General features: G+C 52.7%; 23 protein-coding genes and 1 pseudogene. 9 read left to right on the top strand and 15 right to left on the bottom strand.

Features of this window, described 5'->3' with window-relative positions:
• Positions 1 to 20 precede the first annotated feature (20 nt).
• From IPM52_09370 to dut, 7 genes and pseudogenes are all read right to left on the bottom strand, one after another.
• Complete coding sequence (locus tag IPM52_09370) at positions 21 to 2339, bottom strand: family 20 glycosylhydrolase (protein ID MBK9291820.1); 2319 nt, start codon at positions 2337 to 2339, stop codon at positions 21 to 23.
• Positions 2340 to 2349: 10 nt separating this feature from the next.
• Positions 2350 to 2804, bottom strand: a pseudogene (locus tag IPM52_09375) (methylglyoxal synthase).
• Between the two features lie 8 nt (positions 2805 to 2812).
• On the bottom strand, positions 2813 to 4039 hold the full coding sequence (locus IPM52_09380) for a peptidoglycan DD-metalloendopeptidase family protein (protein MBK9291821.1): 1227 nt from the start codon (positions 4037 to 4039) through the stop codon (positions 2813 to 2815).
• Positions 4040 to 4049: 10 nt separating this feature from the next.
• Entirely contained in the window at positions 4050 to 4868 is an 819-nt protein-coding gene (locus IPM52_09385) for a DUF4292 domain-containing protein (GenBank protein ID MBK9291822.1), read from the bottom strand.
• On the bottom strand, positions 4861 to 6603 hold the full coding sequence (locus IPM52_09390) for a tetratricopeptide repeat protein (GenBank protein ID MBK9291823.1): 1743 nt from the start codon (positions 6601 to 6603) through the stop codon (positions 4861 to 4863). The genes IPM52_09385 and IPM52_09390 overlap by 8 nt, the downstream gene beginning before the upstream one ends.
• 24 nt (positions 6604 to 6627) lie before the next feature.
• Entirely contained in the window at positions 6628 to 7635 is a 1008-nt protein-coding gene (locus IPM52_09395) for a nucleotidyltransferase (GenBank protein MBK9291824.1), read from the bottom strand.
• Positions 7636 to 7654: 19 nt separating this feature from the next.
• The gene (dut, locus tag IPM52_09400) at positions 7655 to 8086 is read right to left on the bottom strand and encodes a dUTP diphosphatase (protein MBK9291825.1); all 432 of its coding nucleotides are present in this window, start codon (positions 8084 to 8086) and stop codon (positions 7655 to 7657) included.
• Between the two features lie 168 nt (positions 8087 to 8254).
• Here dut and IPM52_09405 point away from each other — a divergent pair, with 168 nt between their 5' ends.
• Both IPM52_09405 and IPM52_09410 read left to right on the top strand, forming a co-directional pair.
• Complete coding sequence (locus IPM52_09405; GenBank protein ID MBK9291826.1) at positions 8255 to 8668, top strand: hypothetical protein; 414 nt, start codon at positions 8255 to 8257, stop codon at positions 8666 to 8668.
• A 3-nt stretch (positions 8669 to 8671) separates the two neighbouring features.
• Positions 8672 to 10918: a TonB-dependent receptor gene (locus IPM52_09410; GenBank protein ID MBK9291827.1), complete on the top strand. Its 2247-nt coding sequence runs from the start codon at positions 8672 to 8674 to the stop codon at positions 10916 to 10918.
• Positions 10919 to 10921: 3 nt separating this feature from the next.
• Here the strand turns inward: IPM52_09410 and IPM52_09415 are convergent, their stop codons facing one another.
• From IPM52_09415 to asnB, 5 genes are all read right to left on the bottom strand, one after another.
• Positions 10922 to 11374 carry a hypothetical protein gene (locus IPM52_09415; GenBank protein MBK9291828.1) on the bottom strand — a complete coding sequence of 151 codons (453 nt, stop codon included), beginning with the start codon at positions 11372 to 11374 and terminating at the stop codon, positions 10922 to 10924.
• Between the two features lie 20 nt (positions 11375 to 11394).
• Entirely contained in the window at positions 11395 to 11790 is a 396-nt protein-coding gene (locus IPM52_09420; protein MBK9291829.1) for a hypothetical protein, read from the bottom strand.
• Positions 11787 to 12341, bottom strand: a complete 555-nt coding sequence (locus tag IPM52_09425; GenBank protein ID MBK9291830.1) for an RNA polymerase sigma factor — start codon at positions 12339 to 12341, stop codon at positions 11787 to 11789. Before IPM52_09425 ends, IPM52_09420 begins: the two co-directional genes overlap by 4 nt.
• Before the next feature lie 310 nt (positions 12342 to 12651).
• Positions 12652 to 13629 carry a deoxyhypusine synthase family protein gene (locus IPM52_09430; protein ID MBK9291831.1) on the bottom strand — a complete coding sequence of 326 codons (978 nt, stop codon included), beginning with the start codon at positions 13627 to 13629 and terminating at the stop codon, positions 12652 to 12654.
• Positions 13630 to 13768: 139 nt separating this feature from the next.
• Entirely contained in the window at positions 13769 to 15442 is a 1674-nt protein-coding gene (gene asnB, locus IPM52_09435; protein ID MBK9291832.1) for an asparagine synthase B, read from the bottom strand.
• 663 nt (positions 15443 to 16105) lie between these two features.
• On the opposite strand from asnB, the gene IPM52_09440 reads away from it, so the two are divergent.
• The 7 genes from IPM52_09440 to IPM52_09470 all read left to right on the top strand — a co-directional run bounded on the left by IPM52_09440 (position 16106) and on the right by IPM52_09470 (position 21477).
• Positions 16106 to 17152: a hypothetical protein gene (locus IPM52_09440; protein ID MBK9291833.1), complete on the top strand. Its 1047-nt coding sequence runs from the start codon at positions 16106 to 16108 to the stop codon at positions 17150 to 17152.
• Between the two features lie 109 nt (positions 17153 to 17261).
• Positions 17262 to 17663 (top strand): hypothetical protein, encoded by a 402-nt coding sequence (locus IPM52_09445; GenBank protein MBK9291834.1) that lies wholly within the window; start codon positions 17262 to 17264, stop codon positions 17661 to 17663.
• Positions 17664 to 17674: 11 nt separating this feature from the next.
• Positions 17675 to 18550: a hypothetical protein gene (locus IPM52_09450; protein ID MBK9291835.1), complete on the top strand. Its 876-nt coding sequence runs from the start codon at positions 17675 to 17677 to the stop codon at positions 18548 to 18550.
• A gap of 35 nt (positions 18551 to 18585) precedes the next feature.
• Positions 18586 to 18999, top strand: a complete 414-nt coding sequence (locus IPM52_09455; GenBank protein ID MBK9291836.1) for a cytochrome c — start codon at positions 18586 to 18588, stop codon at positions 18997 to 18999.
• A gap of 128 nt (positions 19000 to 19127) precedes the next feature.
• Positions 19128 to 20084 (top strand): cytochrome c3 family protein, encoded by a 957-nt coding sequence (locus IPM52_09460; protein ID MBK9291837.1) that lies wholly within the window; start codon positions 19128 to 19130, stop codon positions 20082 to 20084.
• A 1-nt stretch (position 20085) separates the two neighbouring features.
• The gene (locus IPM52_09465) at positions 20086 to 20703 is read left to right on the top strand and encodes a cytochrome b/b6 domain-containing protein (GenBank protein MBK9291838.1); all 618 of its coding nucleotides are present in this window, start codon (positions 20086 to 20088) and stop codon (positions 20701 to 20703) included.
• A 51-nt stretch (positions 20704 to 20754) separates the two neighbouring features.
• Positions 20755 to 21477, top strand: a complete 723-nt coding sequence (locus IPM52_09470; GenBank protein ID MBK9291839.1) for an SH3-like domain-containing protein — start codon at positions 20755 to 20757, stop codon at positions 21475 to 21477.
• A gap of 4 nt (positions 21478 to 21481) precedes the next feature.
• On the opposite strand, the gene IPM52_09475 is transcribed toward IPM52_09470, so the two are convergent.
• From IPM52_09475 to IPM52_09485, 3 genes are all read right to left on the bottom strand, one after another.
• The gene (locus IPM52_09475) at positions 21482 to 22126 is read right to left on the bottom strand and encodes a ribonuclease H family protein (protein MBK9291840.1); all 645 of its coding nucleotides are present in this window, start codon (positions 22124 to 22126) and stop codon (positions 21482 to 21484) included.
• Between the two features lie 104 nt (positions 22127 to 22230).
• Positions 22231 to 22878 (bottom strand): carbohydrate-binding family 9-like protein, encoded by a 648-nt coding sequence (locus tag IPM52_09480; GenBank protein MBK9291841.1) that lies wholly within the window; start codon positions 22876 to 22878, stop codon positions 22231 to 22233.
• Positions 22879 to 22955: 77 nt separating this feature from the next.
• Positions 22956 to 25232 carry a DUF4623 domain-containing protein gene (locus IPM52_09485; protein MBK9291842.1) on the bottom strand — a complete coding sequence of 759 codons (2277 nt, stop codon included), beginning with the start codon at positions 25230 to 25232 and terminating at the stop codon, positions 22956 to 22958.
• Positions 25233 to 25289 lie beyond the last annotated feature (57 nt).

Below are 25289 nucleotides of genomic sequence, written 5' to 3' on the forward strand. Positions count from 1 at the left end.
ACCTAAATCGTTTTAACCAATCAATCGGCTGTGATCTCGCTGAAAAACATCCATACTTTTTCCCCATGTCCGGGATGGGTTGCCGGAATGTCGGCCGTACGGAAGGCGCCGATGCGTATGGCTTTGTAGCGACCAGGTGCCGGATATAGTACAAAACGATGTGTGCTGACCTCGTTTGTGTTGGTGCTGGGGACAGATTTCAGGTGACCGGCCGGACGGAAGGTTCTGCCGTTTTTGCTCACGTAAACCACCAGGCTGTCGGGCAAAAAAATCCATGAAGCCGGGTCGTGAAGGGCAGTCAGTCCGATCTGTTTTACCCTGGTAGCTTTCCCAAAGCTCAGGCTTGCCTGCCAATGGTCGTCGAGTATGCCGCTCCAACGTCCGTCGGCAAACCATCGCGAACCTTCGATGCCGTCGGTCAGGCTGTATGCCGTGCCGGGATAGCGTTTCGAGGGGGTGGGCTGCTGCTCCACCTGCAGCCCGAATGCCTTATGAATGTGGTAGTTGCGCTCAACAACAGGCGTGGAAGTGCCATTCACCACTGCATAGGCCTGCAACTTTGTGCTTTGGCCGATCATTAGCGGATTGCGGTAAACCTGCGGGCTATTGCCAGAGCCTTTCCCTTCGGTCCGAAAGACAATGCTGTCCACCGGCAACAGGGTGGTCAGGCTGACTTTGATCTGACGGGCTTCGGGAAGCACTTCCTCAGTTGCCTGCACTTTCCAGGCCGAGCGCGCATAGTTGTACCCGTGGGCTTCATAATTGCGGATGAGATGTGGCAGACGCCTGACAAAGCTTTCCCAGTTGCGGCTCTGTGCCGGCGACCACAGCACTTCGGACAGGGCGGCCATGCGCGGCAGCACCATATATTCCACATGTGCAGGCACGGGCATATATTCCGTCCACACATTTGCCTGTGCACCAATTATATACGTTTTTTCCTCCGGTGTCAGTTCGGCCGGTTCAGGCTCGTAGGCATACACTTTGTCGAGTGGAGTAAATCCGCCGATAGCCAGAGGTTCGGTCGAAGGGTCGCCCTGGTAGTGATCGAAATAGCAGTGCGAACCAGGTGTCATCACCACATGATGTTGCATTCGTGCTGCCTGAATACCTCCTTCTTCGCCCCGCCACGACATCACAATGGCATTTTCGGCCAGTCCGCCTTCCAGAATCTCGTCCCACCCCATCAGCCTGCGGCCATGCGATGCCAGAAAAGCGCCGATGCGCCGGATAAAATAGCTCTGCAGCGCATGCACATCGGGCAGGTTTTCAGCGGCCATGCGTGCCTGGCAAAGCTCACAGCTTTTCCATTCTGTTTTGTCGGCTTCGTCGCCTCCAATGTGAATCAGGGGCGAGGGAAACAACTCCATCACTTCGAGCAGGACATTTTCCAGAAATTCGAACGTTTCCTCCTTGCCCGCGCAATAGATATGGGTGATGGGCCAGACACCTCCGGGGGGCACACCAAGATTTTTTCCGGTACACGACAAGCCGGGATAGGCCGCCAGGGCCGACATCACATGGGCAGGCATTTCTATCTCTGGTATCACTGTGATATTTCGTGCTTGGGCATAGGCCACCACCTGCCGCACTTCGTCTTTGGTGTAAAAGCCTCCGTAGGTTTTCGGAGCTTCCGGACTGCTGAGCGGGCGATGGTTCCAGTGTTCGTGGCTGCGGTCTTCGCGCCAGGCGCCAACTTCGGTCAGCAAGGGATAGCGGTCGATCTGCAACCTCCAGCCCTGATCGTCCACCAGATGCCAGTGAAAAGTGTTCATGCGGTGCATTGCCAGCAGGTCGAGATAACGGAATATAAACGCTACCGGCATAAAGTGCCGCGACACATCGAGGTGCATGCCGCGGTAAGAAAACCTGGGATAATCGGTGATGCTCCATGCTGACAGGCAATCGTTTGCTGCTGCCCTGAGCAATTGCCCGAGGGTATTGATTGCATATTGCAAGCCTGCATTGCTGTTGGCCAAAATACGTATTTCGGAGGAGCCGATATGGAGGTGGTAGCCCTCGTTACCGATCAGCGAATCAAACTCGGTCAGGTAACTGAGCCTCAGGGTTTGTCCGCCCAGAATCCGGCCATCGGTAGCAAAAGCATGGTAGCCTGATTCAGCAAACAGATTGACAACCATTTGAGTGAGTGCGCCTTTGTCCGAATCCGGACCCAAAACACCTATGGGCTTTTGCAATCCAAAACAGCCCTCGCCAAGGCTGTAGCTGGCAGGCAGAGGGATCACCGGAGGCTGTGTGGCGCCGAGCGCAAGCGGGAGGAAACAAAACAGCCAGAGCTGCACAAAGCGCTGCCTGAGCGTTCGTAGAATGATCTTCATAATCTTCTGACTAAAGTTCCTGATGATTTTCTCCTGACACAAAGCGCTTCAGATATGCGCTGTAGTCTTTACGCACAGGCTGGTAATCTTCGTCTTCGTAGAGTGTGGAAGTAATCAGGTAGTCGGCCGTGGCCCGGTTGCAGGCAGTGGGCACATTGTAGAGCACGGTCATGCGGAGCAGCGCTTTCACATCCACATCGTGGGGCTGGCTGGTCATGGGATCCCAGAAAAGATCATGAAGTCGATTTTTTCTTCGGCAATGAGGGCGCCCAGTTGCTGGTCGCCACCGAGCGGCCCCGACTTCAGGGCTGTCACATTTGGCAATATGCGGCCTACCATGCTGCCGGTGGTCCCTGTGGCAAAGATGCGATGTGGTTCGAGTTTTTCGCGATTATGTTCCACCCATTCTACCAGGTCATTTTTTCTGGCGTCGTGGGCCACCAAGGCTATATTTCTGATTTTCATGTTATTAATTATTTAGCCAACCAGGGTGCAGGGTCAATTTGTGTGCGGTTTTGCCAGATTTCGAAGTGCAGTTCGGTTTTGCCTTCGGTTTTGTCGGTGTGGATCAGTCCGAGGATGTCTTTGTGGTTTACCTTGTCGCCCCGCTTGACGTACACCTGTTCGAGGTTGCTGTAAACGGTGAAAAAATCACCGTGGCGCAGGATAACTGCATTGTTGGTGGCGGTGATGCGGTTTGTGCTCACCACCACGCCTTCGAAGACGGCCCGGGCTTCGGCGCCTCGGGTGGTGGCAATGTCGATGCCGTTGTTGCGGATGGTCACTTTGCGCAACACCGGGTGAGGCTGCTCACCGAAGCGGGAGGAGATGACGCCTCTTTCCACAGGCCAGGGCAGTCGGCCGCGGTTTTGTGCAAACTGGTTCGAGAGGATTTGCTCTTCGGGGGTGAGGTTCATCAGGCGGTCGGGCGAGGCAGGCCGGCCGGTGGCTTCGCGGTTGCGTCTGATTTCTTCGGCAATGATGCGTTCGAGTTCGCGCTGAAGCTGGCGGGCTTCCTGCTGCTTTTGACGCACCTGCTGTTGCAGTTCGCGTTCCTGACGCGAGATTTTCTGCACATTAAGCTCGACGCTGCGTTTTTCGTTGTTCAGCAGGGCCTGCTGGCGGCGTTCGTCGTCGAGCAGCCTGGCTTTCTCGTCGCGCTCGGCGGCCAGTTTTTGTTTTTGTGCCTCGAGCCTGTATTGTGCCTCGCTGATGCGTTCAATTTGTATTTTTCGCATGGCAGCATATTGCTGCAGGTATTTCATCCGCCTGTAGGCCTGGTTGTAGCTCTCGGACGAAAACAAAAACATGAGTTTGTTCAGGCCGTTGCGGTTCCGGTAGGCAAAGGTGACCATGGCGGCATATTCGCTTTGCAGGCCTTGCAGTTCTTTCTGAAGTTTCTCAAGATCCGACTGGGTTTGCCTGAGTTGGCCCTCAAGGCCGGTAATCTGTGTGCGAAGGGTGGCAATGAGGTTTTCGCGCTGGCGGATGCGTTGCTGAAGGAGGTTGAGCTCGGTGAGCGTACTGTTTTTCGATTGTCTTGTTTCCTCGAGCAGGCGGCCAACCAGGGCAAGTTCTTCCTCAATTTTCTTTTTGCTGGCCTCCAGTTCAGCCTTGCGGTCGGCGCCCTGGGCCACCACCGTGTGGGTTGCAGCCAGCAGCAACAACAAAACCATAAAGCCGATAGCTTTCTGCATCATGCAGGTAAAGTTACTTCATTTTGGTGAAGTTGTCGGGTATTCTGAAGGGCATGGGTTGAGGCACATCCAGTTCCGGGCGCTGATAGGTGATTTTGATCTCCATTTTACGGGATGCATTGACTTCGAAAACCAGTTGTGTAGGCAGCACACGGTCGCCTGATTTCTCAAAAGCATCGTAGATAGCCTGAAGGCGCTGTGTGTCTTCACCTATTTCGCGGAGGTTGATGCGGGTAATTTTGTAGGTTTCCGGATCGAGCCAGATGTTGTGCACCAGGATCTGCTGTTGGTCGCTGCGCCGCAGATAACGCTTCTTTTTTGCCCTGCCGGTGCTCGAAAGTCTGTATTCCCGGCTGTCGATAGCAGCCCTGAAGTTTTCGGTTTCGTAGTTCACCAGGTCGTTGCCTGTGAGCAACGACTGCAGCAGGTAATAGTCGGCAGAGGAGGAAAACATGGAGTTGATCAGGCTAAAGTCGTCGTTGTAATAGGTTTTGTCGAGCCTGTTGATCAGTTTTACCGAATCGGGGGTGATGAGCAGCCTGGCTGCCTCAATGTTGAGCATGGGTGTCAGGCTGATCCAGATGGCGCTGTCGCGCCGGATGCGCAGCTGTCCACGCAGTTCGGTGGTGTTTCGGCGATCGTCGGTTACTGAGATATTCAATCTGCTTGAAAACCATTCGTATTCCAGTTGGGCCTCCTTCATGCGGTCGAGCAGATAGGCCTCGCCAAATTCTTTCAACGGGTCTTTCATCAGCTTGCGGGTACTGCGGCACGACGAAACCAGCAGCAGCATGGCCGGCACCAGGACAAGCCACCACAACCGCCTATTCATAGAGCTTTCCCTCCCTGGCCTTTCGCTCGAGAAATTCGGAACCCTCGCCGGCATTGCGGGCTTCTTTCCATTGCTTCCAGGCTTCTTCGCGCCGGCCGAGTTTGTAAAGGATATCACCATGGTGCTCTAACAGGGTGGCGTTGGGTTTTTCGGAGGCTTTCAGCGCTTTTAAAATATATTCCAGCGCCTGCTCATACTGACCAAGCTGATAAAGCACCCAGGCATAAGTGTCTAAAAATGAGGCATTATCGGGCTGAAGCTCGAGCGAGCGTGCCGACATCTCTTTGGCCTTGTCGAGTTTCTGCTTTCTCAACGACAGATAATAGGCATAGTTGTTGAGCACGGTGGCATTGGCCGGATTGATTGTCAGGGCTTTTTCGTATGCGGCATCGGAAGCCTCATGGTTTTTGAGTTTGTGCTGGGTATCGCCTATGCTGCTGAAAAATTCGGCCAGCAGGCGGTCGTTGTTCACCACCAGGCGTCGTCCGGTTTCGAATGCCCGCAGCGCCGCTTCGTAGCTGCCCTTCTGGTATTTGGCATAACCATCGAAAAGGTAGAGCAGCGGCTGTTCGGGAAAATAGCCCAATGCCTTTGTGGCGTGCACACCCAGGGTGTGGTAATCGCTGAGCTGGATATCGGTAAACAGCAGGGTTTCCCAGGCTGCATAGTTGCCCGGCTCCATTTCGACGGCTTTTTCGAACTGCTCACGGGCTTTCTCCATCTCGTTGCGCCGCAGGTAAACATCGCCGAGCAGCTGATGGCCGCGCGGACTTTCGGGATGCGTGGCCAGCAAGGTTTGCGCAACCTGTTCGGCTTTCTCGTTGAGCTCTTCCGAAAAACCTGCCCCCTGAAACCAAAGCATCATCACCTGCACTTTGGTCTCTATGTCGAGCGCAGGACTACCAAAGGCTTCGAGCAGCATCTGAAATGCTTTTTCCTCATCGCCCTGATCCTTGTAAAACTCGGCCAGCGACATGATCACATTGGGATCGTCGGGATTGATCTCACGCAGTTTTTCGTATTGCCTAAGCGCAGCAGCCGTGTCACCGTTTTTGAGGTACATATCGGCCAGCATGGCCTGATATCGCGTTTCGAACGGAAAGGCCGCAGCAAGTTTTTCAACTTCTTTGATCGCTGAGGTAGCATCGTTGTTGAGCAGGTGCAGGTTGAACTTTTGCATGCTTATTTCCTCGCCCGTACCTGCAATGGTTTCCAGCTGGTCGAGCACTTCCAGGGCTTCGGGCAGGCGTCCCATGGCCACATAGGCCTGAGCCAGCTCGGCGTAATACTCCTGTCGCTGAGGTTTCAGGCGGATGAGCTGGTGCCAGGTTTGGAGCATCTCGTCGTAGCGGGCTGTCATTTTGCACAGCTGTGCCAATCGGAGCAGATACCATTCGTTTGAAGGGTCGAGGGCTGCGGCCTGCCGGGCCATCTGGAGGGCTTCGTCGGTGCGGCCCTTCCGAAAATACAATTCCGAGAGCTCAAACATGCTGGCATGGTCAGCCGGATAGGCTTTCAAAGCAAGTTCGAACCGGGCGATGGCCCGCTCGGGCTGCCCGACAATCTTTTCGCGCAATCCATCCGAAAAAAGCATGGCATTCTGCCTCTGCCGGGCAAAGTCGATGCTGTCGGCACGGGTTTTTTCTGCTGCGCTGCGCGCTGCCTTACGTGGCGAGGTGCAGGCAAGCAAACCGAAAATCAACCAGAAGAAAAGAAATATGGTGTACTTATTCAATGACTAGATTTTTAGATGTAACGTTTAGTCGGTCAGTTCATTGTAGTCGCCCAGGCTATACACATCAAACCGGCCGGAGAGCCGGGCATGGTTGCCTATCATGCTGTTTTCCAGGTGCTTGTTTTCGATCCGGGCATGCGATTGGATGATGCTGTTGCGCACCACCGAATTGAGAATCACACTGCCCTGCCCTATGGAAACATATGGCCCGATGACGCTGTTGGTGATCACAACGTCTTTGTCGATAAAGCAAGGCTCGATGATGATGGCCTCGTCCAGGTCGGCCTGTGGGGATATGAGCTCCTCATTGTCTTTGAGGTGATGGAGCACTTCGCGGTTGGTGTCCACCGTGGCGTCTTTATTGCCACAGTCGAGCCAGGCATCCACGCTTTCGGTACTGAAACGGGTGCCTTTTTTCATCATGTTTTGCAGGGCATCCGTGATTCCGTATTCCCCTCCGGTGGTGATCTTCTGATCGAGCAGGTACTGCAGTTCGCTGCGCAGGTATTCGCCGTCGCGGAAATAATAGATGCCGATGATGGCCAGGTCGGAGACAAAGGATTTGGGCTTTTCGTAGAAACCTTCGATGGTGCCGTTCTCATCCAGTTTGACCACGCCGAACTGCTGGGGATTTTCGACCTGTTTCACCCAGATGGCGCCTTCCTTGTCGTCGTCGAGCTGAAAACTTGCCCTGAACAGCGTGTCGGCATAGGCCACCAGTACCTTGCCTGTGAGCAGTGGTTCGGCACACAGGATAGCATGGGCAGTACCCAGCGCTTCGAGCTGATAGTGGATGCTGCCCTGTGCACCCACCGAGGCTGCGATCTGAAGCAGCTTTTCTTCGGTTTCGTGGCCGAAATTTCCGATCACAAAGCCGATTTTTTCGATGGGTTCCTGCACCACGGCAGCAATATCTTCCACCAGTCGTTGCACGATAGGCTTACCTGCCACAGGGAGCAAGGGCTTTGGGGTGGTGAGGGTATGCGGCCGTAGTCGCTTGCCCATGCCTGCCATTGGAATGATGATGTTCATAAGTTCAATTGTTTGGTATTTATTTTCCGGTATGTCCGAAGCCTCCCTGACCGCGTTCGGTGTTGCTGAGTTCATCGGCAGCTTCCCACTGCACTTTTTCGTGCCTGGCCACAATCAGCTGGGCAATGCGGTCGCCGTGTGAAATCTCGAAGGGCTGATCGCCCAGGTTGATCAGGATGACATTGACCTCGCCCCTGTAGTCGGCATCAATGGTGCCCGGGCTGTTGAGCACTGTAATGCCATGACGGATGGCCAGACCGCTGCGCGGACGCACCTGGGCTTCGAAACCCTCGGGGATCTCCAGAAAAAGGCCGGTAGGTATCAAACCCCGCTGTCCGGGCTGCAACAACACCGGCTTGTCGAGCTTTGCCCGCAGATCCATCCCTGCGGCATGCGCAGTTTCGTAAGCCGGGAGAGGGTTGGTTGAATGGTTGACAATCCTGATTTTCATGCCTTCGGACATTTTATTCTGCCGGCAAAAGTAAGCAAAAGCATGCATTGATTGTCGCAATCCGGGCATTGGACAGGGCGCTTCCGGGGCAGGAAGTGCAAGCCTCAGCACATATTGATTTTTGTGAATGTTTGCCCGTATATTTGCCAAATTCCAAATTATACCCCAATGAAACGAAACCTGCTGTTTTTTGCCATAGTAGCTTTGCTGGCCCTGGCGGCTTCGTGCAGCAAATCGGGCGATGACGACCGTTTTGAGATCATCACCGGACAGAGCTGGCAAACCGACAGCCTGCTGGTGGATGGTCAGGATGCCAGTCAGCCGGGTCAGATCCTGCACAAGTTCAAGGGCGAAGCCCGTTTCAACCGCGATGCTACGGGCACCTTTGGCCAATATAGCGGCACCTGGCGCTTTACGAACAACCGTACGGCCCTGGAAATCAAAACCGACTCGCTTCCTATTCCCTTGCTGGCCAATATAGTAGAGCTCACCAAACAGTCGCTCAAGATTACCACCGCCTATCCTCACCCAGAGGTGCCCAATACGGACATGAAGATCCGCATGACATTTAAAGCCAGATAGCTCATGCGCCGGCTGCTCGCAATGTTGCTGCTTCCTCTGACCTCGCTGGCACAGCCGATGGGGGTAATCACCGGTAAGGTGAACGACAGGGTTACTGGCGAAAGTCTGCCCGGTGTGAATGTGGTACGCAAAAACACCGGCACCGTAAGCGATGCCTCCGGGCATTATACCCTGAAGCTGGAGCCCGGAACCCACAGCCTGCTTTTCCGCATGGTTGGCTACAAAAGTCAGTCGAAGAACGTTGTGGTCAGAAGTGGCGACACCATCCGGCTCAATGTTGCGCTGGAGCCCGACATCATTGAAATCGAGCAGGTGGTGGTTACTGCCAGCCGCATCGAACAGAAGGCTGCCGAACTCACCGTTTCGATGAGTGTGATCAAACCATCGGCGGTGGGTGGCCGCCACATCAGCAATGCCCAGGAACTGATGAACAAAGCTCCAGGCCTGGAAATCCTCGACGGACAGGCCTCCATGCGCGGAGGCAGCGGATTTGCCTATGGCGCCGGAAGCCGGGTGCTTGCCCTGCTCGACGGCCTCCCCATCATTTCGGCCGATGCCGGAAACATCCGGTGGCAGTTCCTGCCCTTGGACAACATCAGCCAGGTGGAAATCATCAAAGGCGCCTCGAGCGTGGCCTATGGCTCGGCTGCCCTCAACGGGGTAATCAATTTCCGCACCGCCGATGCCACCAACATCCCCCAAACCAGGGCATATGCCGAAACTGGTTTGTACGACAGCCCAAGAAACAAAGCCTGGAAATGGTGGACAGGCCCACGCCTCACCTCCACCGCCGGTTTTAACCACCTGCGCAAATCAGGTGGAACCGACATAGGATTCGGACTGAATGCCCTGACCGATCCAGGTTACCGCAAGCGCAACGACGACAACGCATTGCGGCTGAACCTCAAACTGAAACACTTCGACAAAACAATCGACGGACTGCGCTACGGTGTGGCCCTCAATGGGGGCTTCACACGCAAAACCGATTTTGTACTCTGGGAAAACGCCAGCACCGGCGCCCTCATTCACGACAGCAGCACCGCCATACAACTTCAAAGCTCTTTCTTCGCCCTCGACCCCTTTGTGTCCTACAACCCCAACGAACAAACCCGGCACGACCTGCGTGCACGCCTGCAGCGCAGCGATAACCGCTTCCCCAAATCGGCCCAGAACAACAGCGAGGCCTGGGTGGCCTATGCCGAATATCAGTACTGGCAGCAATTGTTCCGGGGTCTGGAACTTTCCGCAGGAGCCTCGGTGAATGCAGGAATAGTGGAATCGAACTTCTATGGCGACCACAACAGCCTCAATGCCGGTGTGTATGCACAGGTGCAGGGCGAGCCTGACCCAAATTTAAAACTCGTGGCCGGTATGCGCCTCGAACACAATCGCCTGGACGGGGCCGCCGACAGCAATGCTTTCTTGGTTCCACTTTTTCGTGCAGGGATCAACTACCGCCTGGGCAAGTTCACCTACCTCAGGGCATCTTTCGGTCAGGGTTACCGTTTTCCGTCCATAGCCGAAAAATATGCTTCTACCACTCTCGGATCGGTCAAGATTTTTCCTAATCCGTTCATTCAGAGCGAAAAAGGATGGAACGCCGAACTTGGACTCCGTCAGGGATTGGCCTTTGGAGGCTATCAGGGTCAGGCCGACCTGGCTGCTTTCCTGACACGAAACCGCAATATGGTGGAGTTTATCTTTGGCATCTACCCCGATCCGGTGACAGGAGTGTTTGGCACGGGCTTCAGGGCCGACAACCTCGAAGCCTCGCGTGTGGCAGGTATAGAGACCGAACTGTTGCTGGCCAACAACCAAAGCCGCATCGGCCACACTCTTACATTAAATTATGTGCTGCTGAACCCGCAGGAGCTCAACCCAGAAACCGGTCAACCCAACGGTTTCAAACTCAAATACCGGCGCACCCACACGTTGAAGGTGGGTTTGGACGGACGACTGGGTAAATGGTCAGCCGGAACGGATGTGATTATCCGCTCAAAGATGCTCAGGGTGGATGATGTGTTTTTGCAATCCATTCAGGGCCAATACATTTTGCCGGGTTTCCCCGAATATTGGCAAGCGCACAACACGGCTCATATGGTTGCCGACCTGAGGCTGGCTTATGCTCTGACAGAAAACATCAGCATATCGGCCGTGGTAAAGAACATCAGCAATACCGAATACATGGGCCGGCCGGGCGATATACAACCTCCTCGCTGGTTCAGCCTGCGGCTGAGTGGCTCGTGGTGAGCATCAGGCTTTGGGGCAGGTGCGTAGAGGTGCCTGACCCGGTTGAACCGGATAAGGAGGGATGAACCACGCATCTTTGCGCCTTTGCTCTTCCCTTTGCTCGCGGCGCTTTCGGGTCTTTTCCTTGAAATCCATCAGGCGCTGCCACTGTGCCTCATCAAGATAGGGCTTCACCAGGCTGTCCATCTGGTCGAAGAGGGTCTTCTGGTTTTCCCAGTGCTTTTTCATCAGCTCCCAGTGCAGGCTGCCAAACGAATCGAGCAACGGCCCGATTTGTTCCTGCTGGCGGGCATCGGCTTCGATGATGTTGAAAAAATGCTGCCGGAAACCTTCACGGGTGTTCCACGATTTGATTTTTTCCACCTTGTTGCGGGTGATGCGACCTGTGGCTAGCGCACCTATGACAATACCGGCTAAAAAAGTCAGGATGAGAATGATGATATATCTGCTTTGCATGACGAAACGGTTGTTTGACATCAATAATTGGCCAGGAGGTTGGCAAAGTCGTCGGTTTTAAGGCCTGCCAGACCCAACAGGTGCTCAAGGCTGAGCGACTGTTCCTGGAAATACACCCATACGATGAGCAGCACAACAGCTGCGGCAGCTGTGAGGCTGAAACGCAGCATGGTGAGCCACAGCCTGTGCTCTTGCAGCACCATGAGGTGCTGCGAAGCCAGCCTTTGAAACACACGTTGTTCGAAGCCGGCTGCAAAATCGGGCTGATAGCCCAAAAGGCAGGTCATGACCCGCTGCCAGGCGGCGCTTTGCCGGCGCAAGGCCGGATCTTCGGCAAGCTTTTGCTCAAGCACCTTGCGGCGCGATGCAGGCAGCTCGCCCAGAAGATGTTTCAAAAGGGTCTTGTTCAGGTTCATATTTCTTCGTGTTTTTTGAGGATCAGGCGCAATCGGTCGAGTGCACGCGAGAGGCGCGACAGTACCGTTCCAAGCGGAACCTGAAGCATTTCGGCGGTTTCCCTGGTGGAGTAGCCCTGCACCAGGCGCATCACCACTACCGCCCTTTGCTGCTCATCGAGTTGCTGCAGGGCAGCTTCGATGTGTTCCATCTGATACCGTTGGTCGAGTGACTCGTCAACTGCCGGGCGTCCGGCTTCTGCTTTTGTGTTGCTGATCCATTCCTGTTTTCTTTTTCTTTTTCTTATCTCGTTGATTGATAGATTTATAGCAATTCTTGTCAGAAAAGTTGAGATTTTGGCTTCATGGGTGTAAGCTTCCATATTGTTCCAGAACCGGATGAAAGTTTCCTGCCCCACATCGTCAGCCTCAGGCGTATTGCCCAACATGCCAATGACCACGCGTGCCACCTGCTGTCGGTGCCTGCGCATCACCTCGCCCAATGCATCCTGCCTGCCCTGCTTCATCAGGCGTACAAGCGCCCCATCGTCCAATGTCCGCAAATCTTCCAAACCTATATGCGATGTCTTTTGGGTTCTCAGCTTTTGTGACTCAACCATTTAAACATTGATCCAGGCAAATTTATTCCATATGGAGATGGTTGTAAGCGAAAAATGGCACGACCGCAGGCTGCCTGTCGGCAACTTTTCTGAGCAGAAAATTGTTTTGGAATGACGAAGCGTAAAAGTGACAATCCGGCAAGCATGGTCGTGGAGGCATTACAAAATGCCCCTGCCAATGGGCGGGTTAATCAAAACTAAAGAGAAGAAAACTTCGTTTCGGAATCCTTTCAAAGCCTGGCTCTGGATTGCCAGGGCCGGATCACCAGCCCAGTATCCAGGCAAACACCAGCGGAGCGACGATGGTGGCGTCGGATTCGATGATGAACTTGGGGGTGTTGATATCGAGCTTGCCCCAGGTGATCTTTTCATTGGGCACGGCGCCTGAATAGGAACCGTAGCTGGTGGTCGAATCCGAAATCTGGCAGAAGTAGGCCCAGAAAGGAACGTCGGTCCACTCCAGGTCCTGATACATCATGGGCACCACACAGATCGGGAAGTCGCCGGCAATGCCTCCGCCGATCTGGAAAAAGCCTACGCCCTTGCCTGACGAATTGTGGCGATACCAGTCGGAAAGCCAAACCATGTAGTCGATACCGCTTTTCACGGTGGTGGATTTCAGTTCGCCTTTGATGACATATGAGGCAAAGATGTTGCCCATGGTCGAGTCTTCCCAGCCTGGCACAACAATTGGGAGGTTTTTTTCGGCTGCTGCGAGCATCCAGCTGTTTTTGGGGTCAATTTCGTAGTATTGTTCGAGCACGCCCGAAAGCAGCATTTTGTACATAAACTCATGCGGGAAGTATCGTTCGCCTTTTTCGTCGGCTTCTTTCCAAAGCTTGAAAATATGTTTTTGCAGCCGGCGGAAAGCTTCTTCTTCCGGTATGCAGGTATCGGTCACCCTGTTGAAACCTTGTTCGAGCAATTCCCATTCGTCCTGCGGACTCAGGTCGCGGTAATTAGGCACGCGTTTGTAGTGCTTGTGGGCAACCAGGTTCATGAGGTCTTCCTCGAGGTTGGCCCCGGTGCATGAGATGATTTGCACCTTGTCCTGACGAATCATTTCGGCCAGCGAGATCCCCAGCTCGGCAGTACTCATGGCTCCGGCCAGGGTAATCATCATTTTGCCGCCGGCATCCATATGGGCCTCATAGGCTTTGGCAGCGTCCATCAATGCTGCGGCATTGAAGTGGCGATAATGGTGCTGCATGAATTGCGAAACAGGACCTTTGTTTTTCATGGCATTGATATTCAATAGGGTGAAATAATGTGCAAAGATACGACTTTCAACTGTTTTGGCACATGGAAATCCCATCCTGCGCCATGCACGCCGGGCAGGTTGAAGGGATTGTCAATACCGGAAGCTTCGCAGAACTGTGTTATTCCGGCTGATACGACTGTGCATGCACTCCGGCAACAGCCCTGCCGGAGGGGTCGATCATTTTCCGGAAGGCGGGATCCCATGCCAGGGCTTCGGGGGTGCTGCAGGCCACCGAAGGCACTGAGGGTACGGTGGCGGCGGCGGTATCGGAAGGAAAGTGCTCGCTGAAGATGCTGCGATAGTAGTATTCTTCCTTGCTTTGGGGGGTGTTCACCGGAAAGCGGAACCGGGCATTGGCCATTTGCTCGTCGCTCACCTGCTCGCTGACCAGTTTTTTCAGGCTGTCGATCCAGTTGTAACCTACCCCGTCGGAGAATTGCTCTTTTTGCCTCCAGGCGACTTCGGCAGGCAGGTAGTCTTCGAACGCCTTGCGAAGCACCCATTTTTCAATGCGGCCATTGCCGGGCTTTTTGTCGGCCGGGTTAAGGCGCATAGCTACATCAAGAAATTCCTTGTCGAGAAAAGGCACCCTGCCCTCCACACCCCAGGCTGCAAGGGATTTGTTGGCACGGAGGCAATCGTACAGATGCAGTTTACTGAGTTTTCGGACAGTTTCTTCGTGAAAAGCCTGTGGATCAGGTGCTTTGTGGAAATAAAGGTAACCACCGAACACTTCGTCAGCTCCCTCGCCTGAGAGCACCATCTTGATGCCCATCGACTTGATCACCCTGGCCATCAGATACATGGGCGTAGAAGCGCGCACTGTGGTCACGTCGTAGGTTTCGATGTGATAGATCACATCGCGTATGGCGTCGAGGCCTTCCTGCACAGTGTAGTGGATTTCGTGGTGAACCGTGCCCAGGTGATCGGCCACCTTGCGGGCAGCAGCCAGGTCGGGCGAGCCTTCGAGACCGATGGCAAAGCTGTGCAGCCGGGGCCACCATGCGGTTTGCTGGTCACCACTTTCAATGCGCCTGGGTGCAAAACGGCTGGCGATGGCCGAGATGATGGACGAATCGAGGCCACCCGACAGCAATACTCCGTATGGCACATCCGACATCAGCTGCCTGTGCACAGCCGCTTCCAGGGCTGAACGGAGCTGCGCAAGATCGGTGGCGTTGTCTTTTACCGCCTCGTAATCTGTCCAGTCGCGCGCATACCAGCGCACCATTTTGCCTTCGGCACTGTGGTAATAATGCCCGGGAGGGAAGCTTTCGATGCGGTTGCATACCCCCTCGAGGGCCTTGAGCTCCGAAGCTGTGTAAAAATTTCCAAACTTGTCCCAACCAATATACAGTGGTATGATGCCAATGTGGTCGCGGGCTACCAGATAGGTATGATTGCGGCTGTCGTATAAGGCAAAAGCAAAGATGCCATTGAGGTCATCGAGAAAGTTTACCCCCTTTTCTTCGTAAAGCGCCAGGATCACCTCGCAGTCCGACTGGGTGCGAAACCTGTAAGGCCTGCTCAGGCCGGCCCTGAGCTCCATATGGTTATATATCTCGCCATTCACAGCGAGTACAACTGTTTTGTCTTCGTTATACAGAGGCTGCCCGCCGGAAATCGGATCCACAATGGCCAAGCGCTCGTGTGCCATGATGACCCGCTCGCCGGCATAAATGCCCGACCAGTCGGGGCCACGGTGGCGCACCTTTTTTGACATGTCGAGTATCTGAGGCCTGATGGCTGCTGCGTCCGACTTCAGATCGAATACACAAACTATTCCGCACATAAAAAATGAATGTTGTTTTTTGCAGCGGCAAAATTAACATTTCGGCATCAGCCCAAAAATCAAGTAGCCCCATAGCCTGCCCCCGGAAAAGTTTACATATCAGCATGCGTGAGGAATCTTTTGGAAGCAGTTTCACAGGGGCACAACCAAACTAATATGTATAACTATCTGATATTATGCCTGTTATCTCAAAGAAGGTTTTCAATTAAACTTAAGATTCAGGGCATGAAAACAGCTCAACGGCCACTCGTCGGACTATTTGGCTCGTCTGGCTCCGGCCATCAGGTGCTTTCACACCTGGCCGGCATTTAATGCAATCGTTTGAAACCTTGCAAAAAGAACTCTTTCTGCCTGGTGATTTGAGCCGGAAACACCCCTGAAACTGTTTTAAAAATTATTAACACTTATAACTTTTTTTAACAAGTCCGGGCATTTCCCGTCCCTCGGACAAAAATTTTTAACTTCGTATTATACAGTGTTTTATGGTTTTTTATTGATTTATATCAATTTATTTTTTTGCATAAACCATATTTATTTCAGCAAAAGTTCATTTTTAATGGGGTGCACATTTTTTAAAGCAATGTTAAAATTGCAATGCTCAAGGTCAGGAACGGATCTAGGGCTGAAAGATCAGGAAATGTAACCAAAACAAAACTAATATTTATGAAAAAGCAGATTTTCAAACTTGGCATGATGCTGTTGGCAGGCGCCATGGCATTTGCTGCTTGTACGAAAGAAGGCCCGATGGGACTTCCGGGCAAGGATGGCAAAGACGGACGCGATGGTCGCGACGGTCAGGATGGCACAGCAGGCTGTATTCAGTGCCACGACAACAGCCAGGTAAATTTTGCGGTAACAGCACAATGGGAACGTTCGGTGCACGCCACCGGCGGGTTGTTCGTGCGCAATACCAATACTTGTGCAGGTTGCCACACCAGCCAGGGTTTCCGCGAAATAATTCAGACAGGACAAGGAAATACGGCTGCAACCATCAACAATCCTGTGCCGCCAAACTGCTACACCTGTCACAACATCCACACCACCTACACCCCTGCCGACTGGGCGCTGAGCACCACTGCAAATGTGACTTTCAGGATCAAGCCTGACCAAAGCCACGATTTTGGTAAGGGTAACCTATGTGCCACCTGCCACCAGCCCCGTTTGCCCAGCCCGATGCCCACACTTGGCGGACCTGATGTAAACATCACTGCTGCCACCTGGGGACCCCATTATGGCACCGCAGCAGCCATTGTTGCAGGTAAAGGCGGCTTTGAGTTTGGCGAAGGATACAGCAATTCGGCCCACGTCAATATGATCAGTCAAAGCTGCGTGGCCTGCCACCTTACCACCGCAAGTGGTGTGGATGGCGGCGGTCACATGATGAACCTGGGTTACACCACCAGCACAGGTGCCCATGCCGTGATTACCACCTCATGCACCTCATGCCACAGCGATGCAGCTGCACTGAACACCCTGATCAACACCAAAAAAGACGAGCTTGCAGCTTTGAAAAATCAGCTCCGCGACCGCCTGATCCAGATTGGCATGCTCAATGCAAGCACCGAACGCGTGGTTCCGGGCACATGGAGCTCAGCACAGGCAGGCGCATTCATCAACTACAAGCTGGTAAGCAACGACAACGGTGCCGCAGTCCACAACTTCCCCTATGCCAAAAAACTACTTGAAAATTCAATTGCCGCTATCCAATAGCAGCCTGACCATGTGACAGAAATTGAGCAGGGACTGCCGGTCTCTGCTCAATTTCATGTTAGGACACGCAAAATAACAATAAGTACCTTTGATGATTAAAAAAGAGCGTATGAGATCACACTTTATCAGCCATTTTAGGGCAAGATTTGCGGGCCTTGTTTTGCTGGCTGCCGGATTGCTCAGTTCGTGCCAATACGAGTTTATCGAACCTGAACGACCAATCATTGACCCTACCGTCGAAATCAAATTCGCAGAGGAGATAGCCCCGATTTTCAGCAACAACAATAACTGCACGGCCTGTCACCGCACCGGCGCCACCCCGCCCGACCTTACACCCGATCGCGCATACAACGCCATTGTGCCCACATATGTGAACACCGCTGCCCCCGAGCAGAGCAGCATTTATTGGTTTGCGCATCCAAATTCGACCACCCACAACTGGAAGAAGCTCACCCTCAGCGAGGCTGCCCTCATTCTTGAATGGATCAAACAAGGCGCTAAAAACAATTAACCCCCACAGCCATGAAAAAAATAGCAGCTTTACTCCTGATATCATTCGCTTTTGTAGCGCAACTGGGTGCCCAGGAAGAACAAACTTCCAAACCCAAAGACCGCCCGGTGCGTGCCCCCTTTGAGAGCGGTTACCTGATTGATAACCAGACCACTGTAATCCCATCGCCAAAAACACTGGAATACATCATCCAGCATAAATTTGGCAATATGAACAACGGCTTATCGGACCTTTTTGGCATTTACGCCCCCGGGGCCAATATCCGTATGGGACTTAATTATGTACCTTACAAAAACCTGCAGGTGGGCTACGGACTCACCCGGCTGAATATGTACAGCGATTTCTCGGTGAAATATACCATACTCGAGCAAACACGCCGCAACACCGTGCCTGTGGCAGTGGCAGTATTTGGCACAATGGCCATCGACGGACGCAACGAAAAAGTGTTCGGCAAAAACTACAGCTTTGCCAATCGCTTTTCCTACTTCAGTCAGCTTATCGTCGGGCGTCGTTTCAACGACTGGCTTTCGGTGCAGGCAAATGCAAGCTTTACACACTACAATGCCACCGACTCGCTTATCGACCACGATAAAATTGCTGTTGGCATCAATGGCCGCGTGAAGTTTTCACCCCAGTCGAGCATCTTGTTTCAATATGATCAACCGTTGAAAATCAAGGCAATAAGTGAACACCGCGAGTTTACCAACCCCTCAAAACCAAATTTGGGCATCGGCTGGGAAATCCGAACAAGCACCCACGCATTTCATATCTACGTTTCATCAGCCGACGGATTGGTGCCTCAGCACAATGCCATGTATAACCTGAACGATTTCACCAAAGGCGATATGATGTTTGGTTTCTCGATTACGCGACTTTGGAGTTTTTAATGATTCGCATGTCTAACCCTCAAATAAACTTTAAAATGAAAAAACTCGTGATTGTATTGGCAGGGATTTTTGCACTCGGCCTGCTCGCATTTACTATGCCTCAGGAACAGAAAAAAGGCGAACCCTGGAAGATTCCGGCAGAGTACAAAAACAAGAAAAACCCGTACACCGTGGATGCAGACTTACTTAAGATCGGCAAGGACGTGTATGCCAAGCACTGCCGTTCGTGCCACGGCAATATAGGTAAAGGCGATGGCCCCAAAGCCCGTAACCTGAAAACACATCCCGGCGATTTTTCGGATGCTAAATGGCAAGGATCGGTTACCGATGGCGAATTATATTACATGTCGATCATCGGGCGGGACGAGATGCCAAACTACGAAACCAAGATAACCGACGAGGAAGAGCGCTGGGCTGTGGTGGCCTATGTGCGCAGCCTCAAGAAATAATCAACTGTTTGTTTTACAACCTACCGGGGCAGTCCATAACGCTGCCCCGGCGTGGTTTTATTTCGCAGATTTTATCATAATTCTTATCTTGCGGCTGAGTTGAATCCTATTGAACCAAAACCTGAGCTATGACAAAACCAACTGCCTGGCTGGGCATAATTCTGATACTCGGCTTCAGTCCACTCTTTGCACAGCTTACCGTGGATATGGATGCCGAGCCGGCCGGATTGGCCGATAACCAAACCTGCTTCGACTGCCACGGGAAAAGGATTTATGCCTATGAGAACCCCGTAACCGGCCGCATCGAGCGCAAAGCCATGAACCCCAATTTTGTGTTCGATCAGGAGGCATTTTATCAGGGGGTACACCGTCATTTTCGCTGCACCGACTGTCATTCGCCTGATTACGAGACCTTTCCGCACAAGGCTGAGCTCAGGTTCGAGCCTATGTACAGTTGCCTCGACTGCCACGGGGGCGATCCCACCTACGCTCATTTTCACTTTGACGAAATTGGCGTGGAGTTTGAGAAAAGTGTGCATTTTGAGCGGCAACCCGAACGTTTTAATTGCTGGAGCTGCCATAATCCCCACAGCTACAAGGCAATGACCAGAAGCGGATTCAGGATCACCGAAATAGTGCAGTATCACAACAATATGTGTGCCAGCTGCCACAACAATACCGACCGCTTTCAAACGGTGAGCGACAGCCTGAAGCGCCCGCTCGACCAGATCCATGCCTTTTTACCCAACTTCAACCTGCATTTTAATGCCGTTCGTTGCATCGAATGCCATACTGCTACAGAAGACACCATGTGGGTGGCGCACAACATCCTGCCTAAAGAACTTGCCGTGAAACGCTGCGTGGAATGCCATTCGGCCAACTCCCTGCTGATGTCATCACTTTACAAATACCAGAATATCGAATCGCGCCGCAGCCGTGGTACCCTCAATGCCATTATCCTCAACGAGGCTTATGTGATTGGGGCCAACCGCAATATCTACCTCAACATCATCAGCATCGTACTTTTCGGGATGACCCTGCTTGGCGTTCTGGTTCACATCATTTTCCGCATTAAAAAACCCTGATATGTCCGAACGATTGTACCTATACCCCATATGGCTGCGTTTGTGGCATGCCCTGAACGCAATAATGTTTCTTGTGCTCATTGCCACCGGCCTGAGCATGCAGTATTCCAGCCCCGATGCGCCTTTGATTCGTTTCGATCTGGCAGTGCGCCTGCACAATATTGCCGGTGTAATTGTATCGCTTAATTACCTGATTTTCATTGCCGGAAATCTGGCAACAGGCAACGGACGACACTACCGCATTGTATTTGAAGGTTATACGAGGCGAATCATGCAGCAGGTGGACTATTACGTGCGTGGGCATTTCAAGGGCGAGAAAGCCCCGTTTCCGGTGACTGCCAACCGCAAGTTCAACCCCCTGCAGCAGGCCACTTATGTGGGCACCATGTACCTGCTGCTGCCCCTGATCATCATCACCGGGCTTGCCCTGCTTTTTCCCGAAACTATCGCCAATCGCGTGGGCAACCTGAGTGGTATTTACCTCACTGCCCTGCTGCATTCGGCTGTGGGCTTTCTGCTTTCGCTCTTTATGGTCATCCATATTTACTTTTCCACCATGGGTGCAACCCCTACAAGCAATTTTAAGAGTATGGCCACCGGTTGGCACGAACCCCATTAATCAAAAGGCCAAGTGCCTATCTTTGCTGCACTTTATCAATACCAAACAGACATGAAACAACTGATTATTCTGCTCTTTTCTGCCCTGATCCTTTCTGCGTGCGGCAATCAGCAACCCAAGGTGGAATATGCCCTCGATCCGAACAATACTGCCATCACCGTGAAAGAGGTCAGGCAAACGCCCATGTACACCTATATTCTCGGAAAGATTGACAGCAAAGACACCTGGATTGCTGTTTCGGCCGATGAGGTGGAAACCGGCAAGACTTACTATTTCTCGGAAATGATGGAAATGACCAATTTCCACAGTAAGGAACTTAATATGGATTTCGACCGCATTTTGTTTGTCGGCAACCTGAGTACGATGCCCATTCCGGCCACAGCCATGTTGCAACAGCCTCAGGCACAGCCCCAGCAAAGTGCCGGCGCCCCACACCTTGCGCGTCAGGAAGTCAATATCAGGCCTGTGGAAGGCAGCATCACCCTGGAAGAACTCTGGCAAAAAAGAGCGCAGCTCGCTGGTAAGACAGTAAAAATCACCGGACAGGTGGCCAAATACAATCCTGCCATCATGGGGACCAACTGGATCCACATTCAGGATGGCACCGGAAGCGAGGAGTTTTTCGACCTGACCGTGACCAGCATGGACATGGCCACGGTGGGCGATGTGGTGGTAGTGGAAGGCACGGTAGTGCTCAACAAAGACCTGGGTTCGGGCTATTTTTATGACATCCTGCTTGAGAATGCGAAGGTTACCCGTTTAAGCATTCAGTAGCACGTTATTTCCGGCCGAAATCGGCTGGTATCTGACCCCATCGGGCAGTGTCCCATTTGCGCAATGGCACCTCGATGGGGTTTTCTTTTAACCACTTTTCCGCCCGTTCAACCACCGCATAAAGCTGCTCCGTATCCTGATTGCGCGGCAGCTTACTCTTGGCTTTGCCTTGCTGTACCCATCTGAGTGCCAGTTCCGAGTCGGAATACACCGGAAGCCTGAGCCGATTTTTCTTTTGCCAGGCCAGGGCATGCACAATGGCTAAAAATTCCCCGATGTTGTTTGTGCCGACCTCCCAGACCGGGCTGCGGAAAATTTCGGTGCCGGTTCCGGCATATACCCCTTTGTACTCCATCCGGCCGGGATTGCCCGCACAGGCGGCATCCACGCAAATGGCATTGGCCTCGGGTTCCTCGGCCGAAAACAGCTCAATTGAGCCGGTTTTAACTTTGGTCGGTGCGAGTTTCAGGCCCTCCTCCGGACCAGCCGCAAATGCCTGGCGGGCAAGCTCGAGTGTTGGAAAAGCCTTGTACCTGGCGCCCGCGTAGCCATGCACCTGCTCGCGACAGGCATGCCAGTTTTTGTAGATGCCCGGTTGAAACCCCGACCAGACTACATAAAACTTCGGCTGCTCTTTTTTGCTCGACATGGCACAAAGATAAGACACCTCACGGGCCAGGGCAAATTGTATAATTCTCTGATGTTGACCAACAAACGGGTTTCAAAATGATTTGCTTTGGACAGATGTGTGCATCAAAGCTGAAAAACCAGCTGCACAAAGTGTTCCATGCGATGAAAATCTATGGCACCAGTGGGCTGCCATGCCTGGTAGGAAAAGGGCAGCAAACCGGCGTCGATTCTGAAAAAATTGGCCCGCCAACCGGAAGCCATACTGCCATCGGACGACAGAAGATTTTTTATTGGAATAGCCATTTCGGCTATCCATTGCCTGCACTGACCTTTGGCATTGAGGGTGCCATCTATCCAGACACGTGTCTCAATACCCGGACAATTCCAGCTTTTATCGCCTTCGTATCTGCGGCTTGCACCCGGAGCACCATCGTTGAACACCTTAAGCTGGGTGAGGGTATTGAGCGGATTCAGGTCGATTTCGTAGTAAATGTTGGATTGATCAGGTGGCTGCAGAAACACCTCTGCTGCTTCTTCCTCCCAGACAGGTGAGCCGGCACGGGTATGGGTGGCATACACTGAGGTGCTTTGGCATTCGAATCGCACACAAAAAATATCGCCTGCCATGCCAAGCCTGACAGTGGTGGGATGAACCGGCTTGCTGCCATCAGTTACCTCGCTCAGCTGAAGCTGGAATGCAGCTTGCCAGCGACGTGCGTTTCGTTTGATGTCATAGAAGAAAGGATGACCGCTGAGTTGTGGGATAATCATAGGCTGAAGCATGCCATGAAAACAAATGAAACTGCTGGCCAGAAGCCGGCAGTCAGTTAACCAAGATTCACTATCAATTACCTATTTATCAACAGTTTGCTTGTTGAGACACTGCCCTCGGCCTGCACATGTACCATATACACACCTGGTTTGAGGCTGGTGGTGTTGATTTGCACATTTGCGGAGGCAGGCTGCAGTTCGAGGTGCAGCCGGCCAGCCAGGTCGAGAATCTGAATGTGGTTGATATGCTTATCCGAGCTGATGGTAAGCTGCGTATTTGCAGGATTTGGAAACATTTTGAAGCTCATTCCATCCGCACGGTTTTCCGCAAGACCAACCGGGAAATTGCCGACTTTTTGCACGATGAATCCGTTTGCGGCGGCATAGGCCATCATCCAGATATTGCCCCCCTCGTCAGCCAATACATCGAGACCAACCGACGCATTGCCATTGGCATTGTCGCCCAGGTTGACCTCATGTACCACACGATCGGCAAAGGGCACATCCATCATGGTTTGCACAGCAGCTACGGTATTTGGAGCCTGACTGATGTCGAGCACATAGAGCTTGTTTTCGGCAGGCGTGTCTTTGATGTGGATGTAGGCCAGATAACGTTTACCGTTATAGTAGAAGATATGAGGGTACATGCTCCAGTAGGGGAAATAACCGGCTTCCAGGGTAGCCTGAATCTGCAGGTTGGCGTCAACGAGCACCAGGCCAAACTGCGATCCGCTTGCAAGATACAGGTCTTCATTCATAACTTTAGTCACACGGCCAAAGTTGACCCCAGGAACGTCGGGTACAGCAACCTCAGTAAAAGTGCTGCTGATGTTTCCATTGGTGATATCCCAGATGTAGAAGTTGGTGGTGCCATGTCCGCTGGCAATGAGCTGAGCTTGCTGTGCAGGATTGCCCAGCACTGTGAAGGCGTCACCCAGACGGGCCGGAGCATTGGGCAGGCTCAGGAAAACAGAGGGTGCTGCAGAAAGGTCGTCCCATTTGTACACTTTAAACTCGCCGCCTGAAAAGGTCATATTCGACACAAACAGGCTATTGCCGGCCCAGGAAGCATCGGAAAGCGTAAATGTGCCGCCAGCAACACCGGTCAGGTTCAACTCGCCCGGGTCGGCATTCGGATTGCCAATGTCCCAGTGATACACATGGTTACCATCCTGACGCGAGGCAACAAACACTTTCTGACCGTTGAAGGTGGCACCACGATTTGCTCCGGCATTGTTGATGATGGCCGGAAGGTTGCCGCCAGCCTTGGTCTTATCCATGATGGTGGTCACCGGACCAAATGTGGATCCCTGGTTATTGCCCACTTTCATTGCCACAAAGCCATTGGCAGCAGCATAAGCCATCATAAGGATATTGCCATTTGCATCCGGAAATACATCCAGGCCTACGGAGGCATTGCCGTTGCCATTACCACCAAGATCAAGTTCATACACCACCCTGTTGGCAAAGGGCACGCTCATCATGGTTTGCACTGCTTCGAGGGTGGTAGGCGCTTCACTGATGTCGAGCACATAGAGCTTGTTTTCGGCAGGAGCATCTTTCACGTGGATGTAGGCCAGATAGCGTTTGGCATTGTAATAGAAAATATAGGGATACATGCTCCAGTAGGGGAAGTAACCGGCCTGAACCGAAGCCAGGGTATCCATTTGCGGACTAAGCAGTTGCAGGCCAAACTGAGAACCGCTGGCCAGGTAAAGTTCTTCGTTCATCACTTTGGTAATGCGGCCAAAGTTGGCACCCATGATGTTGGGGAAGTTGTAAACCGTGGGATCAGGATTTGGGATAACGCCACCAGCAATGTTCCACACATAAAAATTTTTGGTGCCATGGCCGCTGGCAATGAGCAGGGCATTGGTTTCAGGATTGCCGATGATGGAAATGGCATCGCCAAGGCGGGCTGGGGCATTGGGATAGCTCAGCAACACAGCAGGCTGGGCAGTCAGGCTGTTCCAGTGGTAAACCTTGAACTCACCACCGGCAAAGGTCATATTGGAAACAAACACATGGTTGCCCACTGCCACAAGGTCGCTCAGGGTGAAGGTACCCCCACCCACACCTGTGAGGTCGAGTTCGGATGGGGCAGCAGGATTGTCGATGTCCCAGTAATAAACATGGTTACCATCCTGACGGGATGCCACAAACACATATTGGCCGTTGAATCCGGCTCCACGGTTATTGGCATTACTGTTGATCATGGGCGGGAGGTTTCCGGTGGCAGCAGATTTGTCGATGAGTATGTTCACCGGCTCAAAACCCGTCTGTGCAAATGCCGTTGCCCCCAGTAAAATGCCAAGTGCAACTGTCCAAAGCGATTTGAGCGTAAAGTTTTTCATCTTTTCAAATTTTTTTGGTTAGGAGATTTTTCAAAAACATATAAAACACCTCTCAAT

It is taken from the genome of Bacteroidota bacterium (assembly GCA_016715945.1).
Classification (GTDB): domain Bacteria; phylum Bacteroidota; class Bacteroidia; order Bacteroidales; family F082; genus JALNZU01.